Origin of the sequence: Dactylosporangium sp. NPDC005555 (assembly GCF_040605635.1) — a bacterium.
Lineage (GTDB): Bacteria > Actinomycetota > Actinomycetes > Mycobacteriales > Micromonosporaceae > Dactylosporangium.
This window is the reverse complement of the sequence record NZ_JBEXDG010000012.1, coordinates 59,899-73,137: the sequence shown is the minus strand read 5'-3', so window position 1 is coordinate 73,137 and position 13,239 is coordinate 59,899. Positions and strand designations below refer to the sequence as shown.

The window sequence follows — 13,239 nt, the reverse complement described above, 5'->3', positions numbered from 1 at the left end:
GCTGAACCACCGTGCAGCACAACTATCACGCAGGCTTCGCGTGTTTCGTCGGCCGGCCCAACGCGGGCAAGTCGACGCTCACCAACGCGATCGTCGGGCAGAAGATCGCGATCACGTCGGCGAAGCCGCAGACCACCCGGCACACCGTCCGCGGTGTCGTCCACCGGCCGGAATCGCAGCTCGTGCTGGTGGACACGCCGGGGCTGCACCGGCCGCGGACCCTGCTCGGCGAGCGGCTCAACGACCTCGTCCGGGCGACCTGGAGCGAGGTCGACGTGATCGGCCTCTGCCTGCCCGCCGACGAGGAGATCGGCCGCGGTGACCGGTTCATCACCGGCGAGATCGCCGCGTTGAAGGCCACCCTTGTGGCGGTCGTCACCAAGACCGACCTCGTCGACCGCGGCAAGCTCGCCGAGCGGCTCCTCGCCGTGCAGGAGCTCGGCGACTTCGCCGACATCGTGCCCGTCAGCGCCGTCTCCGGAGCGCAGGTCCAGACCCTCGTCGACGTCATGATCAAACACCTGCCGCAGTCGCCGCAGCTGTACCCCGACGGGATGCTCACCGACGAGCCCGAGCACGTGCTCATGGCGGAGCTGATCCGCGAGGCCGCCCTCGAAGGCGTCCGCGACGAGCTGCCGCACTCGATCGCCGTCCTGGTCGAGGAGGTCTTCGTCGAGGAGAGCGGCCTGACCAGGATCTTCGCCGACATCTACGTGGAGCGCTCCAGCCAGAAGGCGATCGTCATCGGGCACCAGGCGAGCCGCCTCAAGGACGTCGGCACCCGCGCCCGGCGTTCCATCGAGGAGCTCGTCGGCGGCCGCGTCTACCTCGACCTGCACGTGCGGGTCGCGAAGGACTGGCAGCGGGACCCGAAGCAGCTGCGCCGCCTGGGCTTCTGAGGTCCTGCGGTGTCCGGGGTCGGGTTCAAGGGGAAGCTGTACCGTGACGACGCGGTCATCCTCAGGGTGCAGAAACTGGGGGAGTCCGACCGGATCATCACCCTGTTCACGCGCCGGCACGGCCGGATCCGCGCGGTCGCGAAGGGCGTCCGCAAGACCATGTCGAAGTTCGGCGGACGGCTCGAGCCGTTCGGCCACGTCGACGTGCAGCTCCTCGAAGGCCGCAGCCTCGACGTGATCAGCCAGGTGGAGGGCGTCGAGCTGTACGGACGCCGGATCATGGTCGACTACCCCCGGTACACGGTCGCCTCGGCGATCGCCGAGACCGCGGAGCGGCTCACCCCCGTCGAGGAGGAGCCCGCCCTGCGGCTGTTCCTGCTCACGCTCGGCGCCATGCGCGCCCTCTCCCTCGGCGAGCACGGCAGCAGCCTCATCCTCGACGCGTACCTGCTGCGCGCGATGGGCGTCGCCGGCTGGGCGCCCGCACTGCGGGACTGCGCCGTCTGCGGCACCGCCGGCCCGCACCGCGGCTTCTCCGTCCCCGCCGGCGGCGCCGTCTGCCCGGACTGCCGCCCGCCGGGCGCGTCGCACCCGGCGCCTGCGACGATCGAACTGATGGCGGCGCTCGCCTCGTCGGACTGGCTGGTCGCCGACGCCAGCGAGGCCAACCATCGGCGCGAGGCCAGCGGGCTGGTCGCGGCGCATCTGCAGTGGCACCTGGAGCGGGCGTTACGCTCGCTCCCGCTGGTAGACCGGGACGACACCGCCCGGGGCCGAAAGGACAGCTCGTGAACACATTCCGCCCGCCGTCGCAGCACCCGACCGGGGCCCGGCCGCCGGCACTGCCGAAGGAGACCGTGCCGCAGCACGTGGCGATCATCATGGACGGCAACGGCCGCTGGGCGAAGCAACGCGGCCTGCCGCGCACCGCCGGGCACACCGCCGGCGAGGCCGCCCTCTTCGATGTCATCGAGGGTGCCCTGGAGCTCGGCGTCAAGTACGTGAGCGCCTACGCCTTCTCGACGGAGAACTGGAAGCGGTCCCCGGAGGAGGTCCGCTTCCTGATGAACTTCAACCGCGACACGATCCACCGCCGGCGCGACGAGTTCCACGAGATGGGCATCCGCGTCCGCTGGGCGGGCCGCCGCCCCCGCCTGTGGCGCAGCGTCATCAACGAGCTGGAGTACGCCGAAGAACTCACCAAGCGCAACAATCTGCTCACGTTCACCATGTGCGTCAACTACGGCGGCCGGGCCGAGGTGGCCGACGCCGCCGCCCGCATCGCCGCCGAGGTGCAGGCGGGCCGCCTGAAGCCCGACCGGATCACGGAGAAGACGTTCGCCCGCTACCTCGACGAGCCCGACCTGCCGGACGTCGACCTGCTGGTGCGCAGCTCCGGCGAGATGCGCACCAGCAACTTCATGATCTGGCAGGCCGCGTACGCCGAGTTCGTCTCCGTCGACACCCTCTGGCCCGACTTCGACCGCCGCCACCTCTGGTACGCCTGCGAGGTCTACGCCAAACGTGACCGCCGGTTCGGTGGCGCGATCCCCAACCCGGTCGTCCCCACGCTGACCAGCTGATCAGTGGTCGTGGCAGCAGGGGATCTGGGACTGGGCCTCGAACGGGGTCAGGACGCCGCCGCGGCCGAACTGGGTGACGAGGGTCAGCACCCCGTCGCGCCAGATCGGGCGGACGAAGCCGCCCGTGTCGATCAGCATCTCGGGCACCGCGGTCATGCCGCCGAGGATGACCACCTTGTCGATCGCGGAGCCGGCCAGGACCGCCGAGACCGCGACCACGCCGGTGAGGGTTTCCCAGCCGGGGAACAGGACCGCGCGGGCGCCCTGCGGTGGCGTGCCGTCCTGGGCGCCCCGGCCCTCGCCGTCCTCGGGGTACGTGCCGACGTGGACCTCGCCGCCCTCGAAGTACGTGAACGCGGGGCGGCCGCCCACCAGGATGTGGTGGTCGGCCGCCTTGACGTCGGGGAAAGCCATTACCGGGCGAAGACCCAGATCGGGTTCGCGTAGAACCAGAGGTCCTTCCACGGGTCGGCGTCGCCGACGACGTCGATCGCCGGGCCGGCCGGGTCGACCGCCGCGCCGTGGTAGCCGGGCGCGGTGCGGTTGCCGTCGGTGCCGCGGAGGCGGACGTAGAACGGCTGGTCGACCGGGCCGAGGTCATAGGTGAACGAGACGGTGCCCGTGGACTTGTTGACCTCGAAGGACTTGACGACCTTCGTGTCGGGGGCCTTCATCGTGTCCTTGTCGGACACGGCACCCGTCACGGCGCCGCGGATCACGTCGACCCGGGCGAGGGCCGGCACGAAGTTCGCCCAGTTCGGCGTGTTCGCCAGGTTGATCTTGATGACGAGCTCGGCGCGCTGGCCGCGGCGGACCAGGAGCGTGTCGCCCAGCGTCACGCCGGAGCCGGTGCCCTTGGCGCGGACCTGGACGTCGAGGCCGCTGATCAGGCCGCCGTGGTCGACCCAGACGCGCCCGGCGCGCAGGGCCTCCATGACGGCGGCGTAACCGAAGTTGCGCGCGCCGACGTGGGTGCGGCTGTAGTAGCCGGGCCAGAAGTCGCCGGGGGTGAGGCTGGTCGGCTGACCGTACACCGGGTCCGAGTGGAACCCGTTGGTGTTGAAGTCGGTGGTGTCGGGGCGCTTCGCGGTCTCCTCGTAGACGACGTGGGAGTCCGAGTTGGCGCTGATCCACCAGCCCTTGCCCTCGGCGAGGAGGCTGTCCCAGAGACCGCCGACGGTGGAGGTCATCCAGTCGAAGCCGCCCCAGGTGCGGTAGCTCTCCAGGGGGTAGCCGGGGAACGACGCGGCGCCGGGCGCGTTGCCGTAGAAGCCGCGGGCCGAGCCGCCGCCGAGCGGCTTGACGATGCCGGCGGCCTGGTGGCCGGGCGCGCCCTCGAAGCCGATCGCGATGCGCGGGTCGGCGTCGCGCCACGCGCGGATCTCGTGCGGCGAGTCGATGCCGTTGCGGGCCGGGTGGTTGGCCAGGAACAGCGCGTCCTGCACGCGGCGCTTCGTGACCTGCTCGCCGAGGAACTTCACGCCGGCGATCGCGAGGGCCTCGGTGACCAGCGACGGGTTGACGGCGCCGACGGCGGAGCCGTCGAACGTGTTCTCGAACTCCTTCAGGACCGCGACCTCGTTGGCACCGGGGTGCACGAAGACGGTGCCGTGCTCGGCGGCCGGGATGTTCCACTCCAGGCCCTGGAAGACGAGCATGTCCTTGTAGTCGTCGCGGGCGTCGCGGATGCCCGGGTTGACCTTCTCGACGCCGATCTTGGCGTGCTGGACGCTGCCGTGGTCGGTGATGACCATCCAGTCCAGCCCGTAGGCGGAGGCGTGCTTGACGTGGTCGCCCACGCGGTACATGCCGTCGCTGGAGAACTGCGTGTGGATGTGGTGGTCGCCGGCGAGCCACTTGTAGCCGTTACCGGTCGGGCGGCCGTGGCCGTGCCGGTCGTGGCCGTCGAAGCCCGCGTGGTCGTCGTCGTCGCCGTGGGCGTGCGCGACACCGGCGTTCGCGAGAGCGCCGCCGGCCGCCGCCGCGGCACCGAGCAGGCCCGCGCGGCGCAGGAAGCCGCGGCGGGAGACGTCGCCGGGGGAGAGCTCGCTGTCGGGGATCGAGGCGTCGAGCACCGCGGGGACGTCGCCGGCTGCCTGCGGCATGTCGTCGTGGTGATGGGGGTGGCCGTGGCCCATGTGGGGGCTCCGTTCAGGTCGATGGTCCTCACCTCGGACCCTCGACCGCCCGGACGAACATCAGGTAGCGGCATGGCTATGTATGCACGAACTTCAGCAAGATCAATGCGCCCGCGAGGGCCGCGCCGACGAGCACCACCGATGCGTCGGGCCAGCCGAAACGGGTCTCGCGGGCGCTGGTGCGGGGCTGTCCGCGGTCGAAGCCGCGCGCCTCCATCGCGGTGGCGAGCCGGATGCCGCGCCGGATCGCCCCGACGAGCAGCCCGAACGTCGCCGACGCCGCGAGCCGCACGTGGGCGACGGGGTTCCAGCCGGCGTCGATGCCGCGGGCCCGCCGGGCGAGCCGGATCAGCCGGTACTCGTCGGTCAGCAGCGGCACGAGCCGGAACGCGGCGAGCGCCCCGATCGCGAACCGCGGCGGCACCTTCAGATGGGCGATGAGCGAGTCGGCGAGGTCGGTGGGGTCGATGGTCGCGAACACCACGAACCCCGGCAGCCCGATCGCGATCAGCCGCAGCGCGTACCCGAGGGCCGGCTCGTGCACCTCGACGCCGCCGATCGTGGCGGCGACCGGTCCCTCCTTCGAGCCGAGCAGCACGGTGAAGACCAGCACGAACGTCGCCGACAGCAGCAGCGGCCAGCCGCGCCGCCAGAGCCCCCGGGCGCCGAGGCCGGTGAGCGGGAGCAGCGCCAGCTCGACACCGATCGCGACCGCGGTGACGAACGGGTCGACGGTGCTCAGCACGGCGGCGGTGAGCAGCGCCGCGGCGAGCAGCTTCGCGGTCGCGTCCCGATCCCGGATCCACGCGGTCATGAGCGACCGCTCCACGTGGGCATGCGACCGCCGGAGGACAGCCTCAGCCGGCGGTCGCCGAGCGCCTCGACGAGCTCGCGGTCGTGCGTGACGATGACCAGGCCGCGCCCGTCGTCGCGCAGGTCGGCGAGGAGGTCCACGAGCTCCCGCCACGTGCGGGGGTCCTGCCCGAAGGTCGGCTCGTCGAGGATCAGCAGGTCCGGGGCCGCGGCCAGGGCCGTCGCGACGCTGAGCCGGCGCTGTTCCCCGCCGCTCAAGGTGTACGGGTTCGCGAGCGCGAGACGGTCGAGGCGCAGCCGGGTCAGCAGCTCGTCGACGACTGCGGCGCCGCGCCCGCCGAGCAGCAGTTCGTCGCGGACGGTCGAGGTGACGAACTGATGTTCCGGGTTCTGGAACACCGACCCGATCCGGGCGGCGAGCTTCCCGGCCCGCCAGCGGTGCGGAGGCCGCCGCTGCCCGGGTGCGGTGACCGTGCCGGGTTTCGGCGGTTTCGTCAGGCCGCCGAGCAGCAGGGCCAGGGTCGACTTGCCGGCGCCGTTGGGGCCCTCGACGGCGAGGGCCTCACCGGCCCGGATCACCTCGTCGACGACGTTGCCGGTGTGCCGCAGCCGCAGGTGCCCGGCGGTCAGCAGCACGTCGCCGGGGCCGGTGCGCGCCCTGCGGTCCGGCACGACCAGCGGCGGCTGCTCCTCGCCGAGCGTCACCACCCGGTCGACCAGCGTCAGCGCCTCCTCCAGGCGGTGCTCGACGAGGATCATGGTGGCGTCGACGTCGTGCAGCGCTTTGCCGAGCGCCGCTCGTACCAGCTGCGCACCCTCCGGATCGAGATTGGCGGTCGGTTCGTCGAGCAGGAGCAGACCGGGCCGCGACACGAGCACGCCGGCGATCGCGAGCCGCTGCTGCTCCCCGCCGGACAGCGCGGCGGTGTCCCGGTCGCGGTCGTACGGGAAGCCGACCGAGGCGAGCGCGGCGTCGACCCGCGGCCAGATCCCGGCGCGGGGCACCCCACGGTTCTCCAGGCCGAACGCGACGTCGTCGCCGCAGCGGCTCATCACGAGCTGCGTCTGCGGGTCCTGGAACACGATCCCGGTGCCGGCCCTGCGCTGCCGGGCCGGGGCGCCGTCGACGAGGACCTCACCTTCCTGCTCGCCGGAGTCCTCGGCGAGCAGGCCGGCGAGGGCGGCGAGCAGGGTGCTCTTCCCGGCACCGGAGGCACCGGCCAGGAGGACCCGCTCGCCGTGTTCGATCCGCAGGTCGAAGTCGCGGACCGCCCAGGCCTTGCGCCCGGCGTGCCGCCACCCGAATCCCTTGAACTCGACCCTGCTCAGGCCGCCACCTCCGCTTCGCTCCGGCGTCGGCCTGAGCCAGAACTGTCACATGATGAGCGGCCCGAGACGCTCCGCTGACCGCTCATGCCGCCACCTCCGCTTCGCTCCGGCGTCGGCCTGAGCCAGAACTGTCACATGATGAGCGGCCCGAGCCGCTGCGCTGGCCGCTCATGCGGCGCTCAGACCGCGGCCCGTTCGCGGCCCGAGGGGAACCGGTCCAGGACACCGGTCGTCGCCAGGGAACGCTGCAGCGCCCACGAGCCGGCGCCCGCGATCACCGCGCCGCTGACCATGACGATCGCCGCGTACAGGGCCTTGTCCGTGTTGCTGAACGCGCCGTAGTACACGTTGAGGTCCAGCAGCGCCGCGCCGCCGCCCGCGAGCGCCCCCGCGACGACGGCGTTGCCGAGCCTGAAGCTGCGGTAGCCGGTGAACGCGAAGCCGAACTCGCCGCCGACGCCCTGCACCAGGCCGGACAGCAGCACGCCGAGGCCCCAGGTCGAGCCGAACAGCGCCGAGACGAGGGCCGCGACGAACTCCGTGTAGAGCCCGGCGCCCGGCTTGCGGATGACCAGCGGGCCGAGCACGCCCGGGATCAGCCACACGCCGTAGATGAAGGCCCGCCACGGCAGCGCGACGCTGTCCATGGCGTTCCACAGGTTGTTCCACGCGTAGAACACGGCGGCGAACGCCACCGCGATGACCGACGCGACGATGATGTCGACGGTCCGCCAACGAGTTTCCATTTCGGTGCCTCCTGGATCGGGGGTGAGCCAGAAGGAGACGCGACACCACGTCCAGATCGCCTGGACGTGGTGTGTTGCGTGAGGTGACCGAGCTTCCTGCGCTGGCATTACCCAGATCAGGTTCAAGGGTCTGCGGCTTTCGGCCGCACTCTCAGCGCTGTGCGCTCCCCTGTCGGATGTGGAGTTGTTTCCCGACGGTAACAGTGAACGAACTTCACACGAAGGTTCAGGTCGCCAAAATCACGGCGCTTGATCCTTCCCGGCGAGGCATGGTCTTCGCTACTCGCGGGTAATAGCCTGGCTGGTACAGGACTTGACACCTGGGGGTGCCGCAATGACGCAGGTCGCTTCTGACTCGACCGCCACCAGCGCTCAGACCGCTCAGACCGCCCGGACCGCCCACACGGAGCAGCAGGCACGGAAGGTCATCGAGGCCAGCCGCGAGACGGAATGGCGCAAGCCGAGCTTCGGCAAGGAGCTGTTCCTCGGCCGCTTCCGCCTCGACCTGATCGACCCTCCGCCCGCCGACAAGCACGCCGAGGCAGGCCGGGAGTTTCTCGCCAGGCTGCGCTCGTACATGAGCGGCGTCGACGGCCAGCAGATCGAACGCGACGCGAAGATCCCCGACGAGGTTCTCCGGGAGCTCGGCTCGCTCGGCGCCTTCGGGATGAAGATCGACCCCGGCTACGGCGGCGTCGGCCTGTCCAACCTCGACTACTGCCGGGCGCTCGCCCTCGTCGGCTCCGTCAACCCGTCGATCGGCGCGCTGCTGTCCGCGCACCAGTCGATCGGCGTGCCGCAGCCGCTGAAACTCGTCGGCACCGACGAGCAGAAGCAGAAGTTCCTGCCCCGGCTCGCCGGCGGCGAGGTCTCCGCGTTTCTGCTGACCGAGCCCGAGGTCGGCTCCTACCCGGCCAACCTGCGCACCTCCGCCGTGCCCACCGAGGACGGCGACTACCTGCTCAACGGCGTGAAACTGTGGGCCACCAACGGCACCTTGGCCACCCTGTTCGTCGTCATGGCGCTGGTACCTCGCAGTGAGGGCCACCGTGGCGGCATCACCGCGTTCGTGGTCGAAGGCGACGCCCCCGGCGTGACGGTCGAGCGCCGCAACGCGTTCATGGGACTGCGCGGCCTGGAGAACAGCGTGACCCGCTTCCATGACGTGCGGGTGCCGGCCGCCAACGTCATCGGCGGCGAGGGCCAGGGCCTGCGGATCGCGCTGAGCACCCTCAACACCGGCCGGCTGTCGCTGCCCGCGATGTGCGTCGGCGCCGGCAAGTGGTGCCTCAACGTCGCCCGCGAGTGGGCCGCCGAGCGCGTCCAGATGGGCCGCCCGATCGGCACCTACGAGGCGATCGCCAAGAAGATCGCGTTCATCGCCGGCTCCACCTACGGCATGGAGGCGATGCTGGAGATCTCGTGCCGCCTCGCGGACGACGACCGCAACGACATCCGCATCGAGGCCGCCCTGGTCAAGCTGTACGCGAGCGAACTGGCCTGGAAGGTCGCCGACGAGCTCATCCAGATCCGCGGCGGCCGCGGCTACGAGACCGCGGAATCCCTCGCCGCCCGCGGCGAACGTCCCATCCCGGCCGAGCAGATCCTCCGCGACCTGCGCATCAACCGCATCTTCGAGGGCTCGACCGAGATCATGCACCTCGCGATCGCGCGCGAGGCCGTCGACGCCCACCTCTCCGTCGCCGGCGACATCATCGACCCCGACGCGGGCCTCGGCGCGAAGGCCAGAGCGGCCGGCAAGGCGGGCGGCTTCTACGCCAGGTGGCTGCCGACCCTGGTCGCCGGCAAGGGCCAGCTGCCGTCGGGCTTCAACGAGTTCGGCCCCCTCGCGCAGCACCTGCGCCACGTCGAGCGCTCCTCCCGCCGCCTGGCCCGCGAAACCTTCTACGGCATGGCCCGCTGGCAGGGCAAACTCGAACACAAGCAGGGCTTCCTCGGCCGGATCGTCGACATCGGGGCGGAGCTCTTCGCGATGTCGGCCGCCTGCGTCAAGGCCCGCAGCGAGCAGGCCGACCGGCCCGAGGGGATCGAGCTCGCGGACCTCTTCTGCCGCCAGGCCACCCTGCGCGCCGAGGCCCTCTTCCGTGACCTGTGGGACAACGCCGACGCCGTCGAGTCGGCGGCCGCGAAGCGCGTGATCGCGGGCCGCTACCTGTCGCTGGAGGAGGGCATCATCCCGCCCGCCGCGTCGGGCCCGTGGCTGGCGACCTGGGAGCCCGGCGAATCGACTGCCGAGGACGCCCGCCGGCGCTTCTGACCCGCTGCAGGGAGACGCATCGCGGCCCGGCTGGGGTGGCGTTCCTCCTGCTTTTCCATCCTAGCGAGCTGATCCTAATCGATCTTCGAAGCCGCTACCGCCCGTAGTTTACGCTGACGGCGGTGGCCCCGGTGGGGGTCACCGCCGTTCTCAGCGCAGGCCGAGACTGCGCAGTTCCAGGCTGGCGAGGGCCTCGACCGCCTGCTTGTCGCCCTTGCGCCACAGGGCGGCGATCTCGGGGTCGATCTTCACCAGCTTCCCCAGCGGCTGGGTGGCCAGCGCGCGCAGCGCGAGGAGGTCACGCCCGGCGGTGGCGTTGCGCAGGCGGGCCGCCGACCCGGCGCGGCGGATCCAGCGGATCCGCAGCGGCAGCCACAGCAGGACCAGCACCGCGACCGGCACCGCGATCAGCAGCACCGACATGATCCAGGCCAGGTCGTTGACGATCTCCTGCTGCTGCCGACCCGCGTCGGCGAGGGAGCGGGCCGCGTTGGCCGCGTTGGTGAACGGTGCCGCCACCGAGTCCGGCACGCCCGGCACGCCATTGATCTTGTCACCGGCATTCTGCAGGTTGTCGGCGAGACCGGTCCCGGCACCTTCGAGCTTCTGCCCCGGCACCGCCAGCTTCTGAATGAGGTCGAACAGCGTCATCCCCAGCCTGACCCAGACATAGACCCAAACGACCACGAACACGTCGGTGAGGAACTGCCGCAGGGCGGTGGGGGCACGGTCGGCATAGAGCTTCACCGCTCAAGCCTGACCTACTGACGCTGTGCCCGCACTGTGTGAGCCGGCATGCCCCCGGTGGTGTCCGGCCTCGCCCGGTCCGGGCTCAGTGGGAGTTCTCCCGCGCGTGGGAGACGGCGTCGGCGACGATGTGGGCGATGTGGTCGTCCGTCAGGGCGTAGGCGATCTCGCGGCCGCGGCGCGAGCCCCGCACGACGCCCGCCCCGCGCAGGACGCGCAGGTGCTGCGACACGAGCGGCTGCGGCGCGCCGAGCGTGTCGACGAGCTCGTGGACGCAGCGGGGGCCGCCGGCGAGTTCGGTGACGATGCGGATGCGCAGGGGGGCGGCGAGGGCACGCAACAGCTCGCCGGCCGCCTCGTAACCCTCAATGCTCGACATATGCGCAACGGTAACCGTTGTCGTTAACCATGGTCCACACGGTCGAGCACCACCTCGGGTCTGGTGCGTTCATCGGTCGCCGGTCTGGCGCTGGTACGACGCCGCACCGCCCGCCACATCGAGGCGCCGACGGTGACGGTGAAGAAGCCGGCGATGGCGAGCAGGACGACCGTGGCGCCCGGTCCGGTGTCGGCGGCGGTGGAGACCCAGATGCCGCCGCCGGACACGGCGAGGCCGAGCACCACCGCGACGAGCATCGTCGCCCTGAAGCCGCGGGTGATCTGCTGCGCGGTCGCCACCGGCACCACCATCAGGGCGCTGACCAGCAGCAGGCCGACGGCCCGCATGGCGACGGTGACGGTGACGGCGGTCGTCACGGCGAGGACGAGGTTGAGGGCACGCACCGGCAGGCCGGAGACCCGCGCGTATTCCTCGTCGTGGCAGACCGCGAACAGCCACGGGCGGAGCAGGACGGCCACCGCGAGGACCGCGCAGCCGAGGATGAGCATCACCGTCAGGTCCTGCCGGCTGGTCGTCAGCGGCGAGCCGAAGAGGTACGTGACGAGGCTGCGGCTGCTCTGCTCGTCCGACAGGTTGACCAGCACGACGCCGCCGGAGATGCCGCCGTAGAACAGCATGGCGAGGGCCACGTCGCCGGAGGTCTTGCCGCGTTCGCGGACCAGCTCGATGACGACGGCGCCGAGCGCCGCGGCGATCACGGCCATGAGCACGGGGGACTGGTGCAGCAACAGGCCGAACCCGACACCGGTGAGCGCCACGTGGCCGAGGCCGTCGCCGATCAGCGACAGCCGCCGCTGGACGAGATAGATGCCGATGGCGGGCGCGGCGGCACCCGTGATCAGGGCGCCGACCAGGGCGCGGATCATGAAGTCGTACTGAAGGATGCTCATGCCGATCCCAGCAGACCCGGCGCCTCGACGGCGGCGTGCGGGTGGACGTGGTCGTGGCCGGGCTCGGCGTGGTGGTCCGCCGGCTCCGGGGGCGTGCCGTCGTGGATGATCTCGCCGTGGTGCACGACGACCGCGCGGGTGATCAGCGGTCGCAGCGGGCCGAGCTCGTGCGCCACGAAGACCACGGTGCCGCCGTGGTCGACGAAGCGGTGCAGGCACGCGGCGAACGCCTCCTGGCTGGCCGCGTCCACGCCGGCCGTCGGCTCGTCGAGGACCAGCAGCTCGGGTGCGCCGGCCAGGGCGCGGGCGATGAGGACCCGCTGCTGCTGACCGCCGGACAGCACCGACACGGGCTCGCGGGCGCGGTCGGCGAGGCCGACGGCGGTGAGCGCCTCCTCGACGGCCCGCTTGTCGGTGCGGGACGGCAGGCGCAGGAACCCGCGCCGGGCCAGGCGGCCCTCGGCGACGACCTCGCCCACCGTGGCGGGGACACCGCTTCCGGCGCCGACGCGCTGCGGGACGTACCCGAGGCGATGCCACGACCGGAAGCGCTTCAGTGCGGTGCCGAACAGGCGGACCTCGCCGCTCGCGAGCGGCACCAGACCCAGCGCCGACTTCACCAGCGTCGACTTGCCGGAACCGTTGGCCCCGAGGATCGCCACGACCTCGGCGGGGGCGACGCTCAGCGACACCCCGTCGAGCACAGGTCGGCCGTCATACGCGACGACGGCCCGGTCCACCTCAAGTACCACGCAGCCGAGCGTGCCCGATAATGGGAATCGTTGTCAACTTCAGGTGAGCTTCGCGACGGCGAGGGCCACGATCAACCCCAGGATCACCACCCGCATCACCCGTGCCCGCGACGGGTGCAGCGACCACGTCTGGGCGAGCAGCCACCCGGCGCCGGCCGCCAGGGCGAGCAGCAGCACGCCACCCACCGCACCCGGCAGGACCAGCGCCACGAACACGATCACGCCGACGCCGAGGAACGCCGCGGTCGGGCTGATCCGGCCCAGCCGGGTCAGAACACGCTGGGTCATCTCGGGCAGGCTCCTCATGTCTGGATGCGCGCGTCCGTATGCTCGCGGCATGCTGGTGGTGACAAGGTTCGTGCTGGACGGCGACGACGAAGGCTTCGTCGAGCGTGCCCACACCGCGCTCGGTGCCCTCGCGGCCTGCCCAGGGTATCTCCGCGGGCGTCTGGCCCGCGCGTTCGACGACCCGGCGCACTGGAGCATCGTCACCGAGTGGCAGTCCGTCGGCGCGTACCGGCGGGCATTGTCGGCCTTTGACGTGAAGATGTACGCGACGCCGCTGCTCGCCCAGTCCCTCGACGAGCCGTCGGCGTACGAGGAGCTCGCGGAGGTCGCTCCCGGCGGTGCGCTCACGGTCACCGCGAGCGACCGCGCGTAGCCT

The 13,239-nt window shown here is 71.6% G+C and carries 15 protein-coding genes and 1 riboswitch; of the genes, 5 read left to right on the top strand and 10 right to left on the bottom strand.

The window, feature by feature from the left end; translation table 11 throughout:
* Positions 1-11: 11 nt before the first annotated feature.
* Genes era through ABZS58_RS16185 form a run of 3 tightly spaced genes read left to right on the top strand, consistent with a single transcriptional unit; the run spans position 12 to position 2,482 of the window.
* Complete coding sequence (gene era / locus ABZS58_RS16195; protein WP_354782007.1) at positions 12-899, top strand: GTPase Era; 888 nt, start codon at positions 12-14, stop codon at positions 897-899.
* 9 nt (positions 900-908) lie between these two features.
* Positions 909-1,691, top strand: a complete 783-nt coding sequence (gene recO, locus ABZS58_RS16190; protein WP_354782006.1) for a DNA repair protein RecO — start codon at positions 909-911, stop codon at positions 1,689-1,691.
* Positions 1,688-2,482 (top strand): isoprenyl transferase, encoded by a 795-nt coding sequence (locus ABZS58_RS16185; RefSeq protein ID WP_354782004.1) that lies wholly within the window; start codon positions 1,688-1,690, stop codon positions 2,480-2,482. Before recO ends, ABZS58_RS16185 begins: the two co-directional genes overlap by 4 nt.
* On the opposite strand, the gene ABZS58_RS16180 is transcribed toward ABZS58_RS16185, so the two are convergent.
* From ABZS58_RS16180 to ABZS58_RS16160, 5 genes are all read right to left on the bottom strand, one after another.
* Positions 2,483-2,896 (bottom strand): hypothetical protein, encoded by a 414-nt coding sequence (locus ABZS58_RS16180; RefSeq protein ID WP_354782002.1) that lies wholly within the window; start codon positions 2,894-2,896, stop codon positions 2,483-2,485. It abuts the gene before it with no gap.
* Positions 2,896-4,587: a PHP domain-containing protein gene (locus tag ABZS58_RS16175; RefSeq protein ID WP_354782000.1), complete on the bottom strand. Its 1,692-nt coding sequence runs from the start codon at positions 4,585-4,587 to the stop codon at positions 2,896-2,898. Before ABZS58_RS16175 ends, ABZS58_RS16180 begins: the two co-directional genes overlap by 1 nt.
* Positions 4,588-4,696: 109 nt before the next feature.
* Positions 4,697-5,434, bottom strand: coding sequence for an energy-coupling factor transporter transmembrane component T (locus ABZS58_RS16170; protein WP_354781998.1), 738 nt, complete (start codon positions 5,432-5,434; stop codon positions 4,697-4,699).
* Positions 5,431-6,762 (bottom strand): ABC transporter ATP-binding protein, encoded by a 1,332-nt coding sequence (locus tag ABZS58_RS16165; RefSeq protein WP_354782242.1) that lies wholly within the window; start codon positions 6,760-6,762, stop codon positions 5,431-5,433. The genes ABZS58_RS16170 and ABZS58_RS16165 overlap by 4 nt, the downstream gene beginning before the upstream one ends.
* 179 nt (positions 6,763-6,941) lie before the next feature.
* Positions 6,942-7,508: an ECF transporter S component gene (locus ABZS58_RS16160; RefSeq protein WP_354781996.1), complete on the bottom strand. Its 567-nt coding sequence runs from the start codon at positions 7,506-7,508 to the stop codon at positions 6,942-6,944.
* Positions 7,509-7,583: 75 nt separating this feature from the next.
* Positions 7,584-7,689: riboswitch (TPP riboswitch) on the bottom strand.
* A gap of 153 nt (positions 7,690-7,842) precedes the next feature.
* Here ABZS58_RS16160 and ABZS58_RS16155 point away from each other — a divergent pair.
* Entirely contained in the window at positions 7,843-9,786 is a 1,944-nt protein-coding gene (locus ABZS58_RS16155; protein WP_354781994.1) for an acyl-CoA dehydrogenase family protein, read from the top strand.
* Positions 9,787-9,936: 150 nt separating this feature from the next.
* On the opposite strand, the gene ABZS58_RS16150 is transcribed toward ABZS58_RS16155, so the two are convergent.
* The 5 genes from ABZS58_RS16150 to ABZS58_RS16130 all read right to left on the bottom strand — a co-directional run bounded on the left by ABZS58_RS16150 (position 9,937) and on the right by ABZS58_RS16130 (position 12,863).
* Positions 9,937-10,533 (bottom strand): hypothetical protein, encoded by a 597-nt coding sequence (locus ABZS58_RS16150; protein WP_354781992.1) that lies wholly within the window; start codon positions 10,531-10,533, stop codon positions 9,937-9,939.
* Positions 10,534-10,618: 85 nt separating this feature from the next.
* Positions 10,619-10,912 carry a metalloregulator ArsR/SmtB family transcription factor gene (locus tag ABZS58_RS16145; protein WP_354781990.1) on the bottom strand — a complete coding sequence of 98 codons (294 nt, stop codon included), beginning with the start codon at positions 10,910-10,912 and terminating at the stop codon, positions 10,619-10,621.
* Positions 10,913-10,935: 23 nt separating this feature from the next.
* On the bottom strand, positions 10,936-11,823 hold the full coding sequence (locus ABZS58_RS16140) for a metal ABC transporter permease (RefSeq protein ID WP_354781988.1): 888 nt from the start codon (positions 11,821-11,823) through the stop codon (positions 10,936-10,938).
* The gene (locus ABZS58_RS16135) at positions 11,820-12,575 is read right to left on the bottom strand and encodes a metal ABC transporter ATP-binding protein (RefSeq protein ID WP_354781986.1); all 756 of its coding nucleotides are present in this window, start codon (positions 12,573-12,575) and stop codon (positions 11,820-11,822) included. The genes ABZS58_RS16140 and ABZS58_RS16135 overlap by 4 nt, the downstream gene beginning before the upstream one ends.
* 39 nt (positions 12,576-12,614) lie before the next feature.
* A complete protein-coding gene (locus ABZS58_RS16130) occupies positions 12,615-12,863 on the bottom strand; it encodes a DUF6703 family protein (protein ID WP_354781984.1) in 249 nt (82 codons plus the stop codon).
* A gap of 49 nt (positions 12,864-12,912) precedes the next feature.
* On the opposite strand from ABZS58_RS16130, the gene ABZS58_RS16125 reads away from it, so the two are divergent.
* On the top strand, positions 12,913-13,236 hold the full coding sequence (locus ABZS58_RS16125; RefSeq protein WP_354781982.1) for an antibiotic biosynthesis monooxygenase: 324 nt from the start codon (positions 12,913-12,915) through the stop codon (positions 13,234-13,236).
* Positions 13,237-13,239 lie beyond the last annotated feature (3 nt).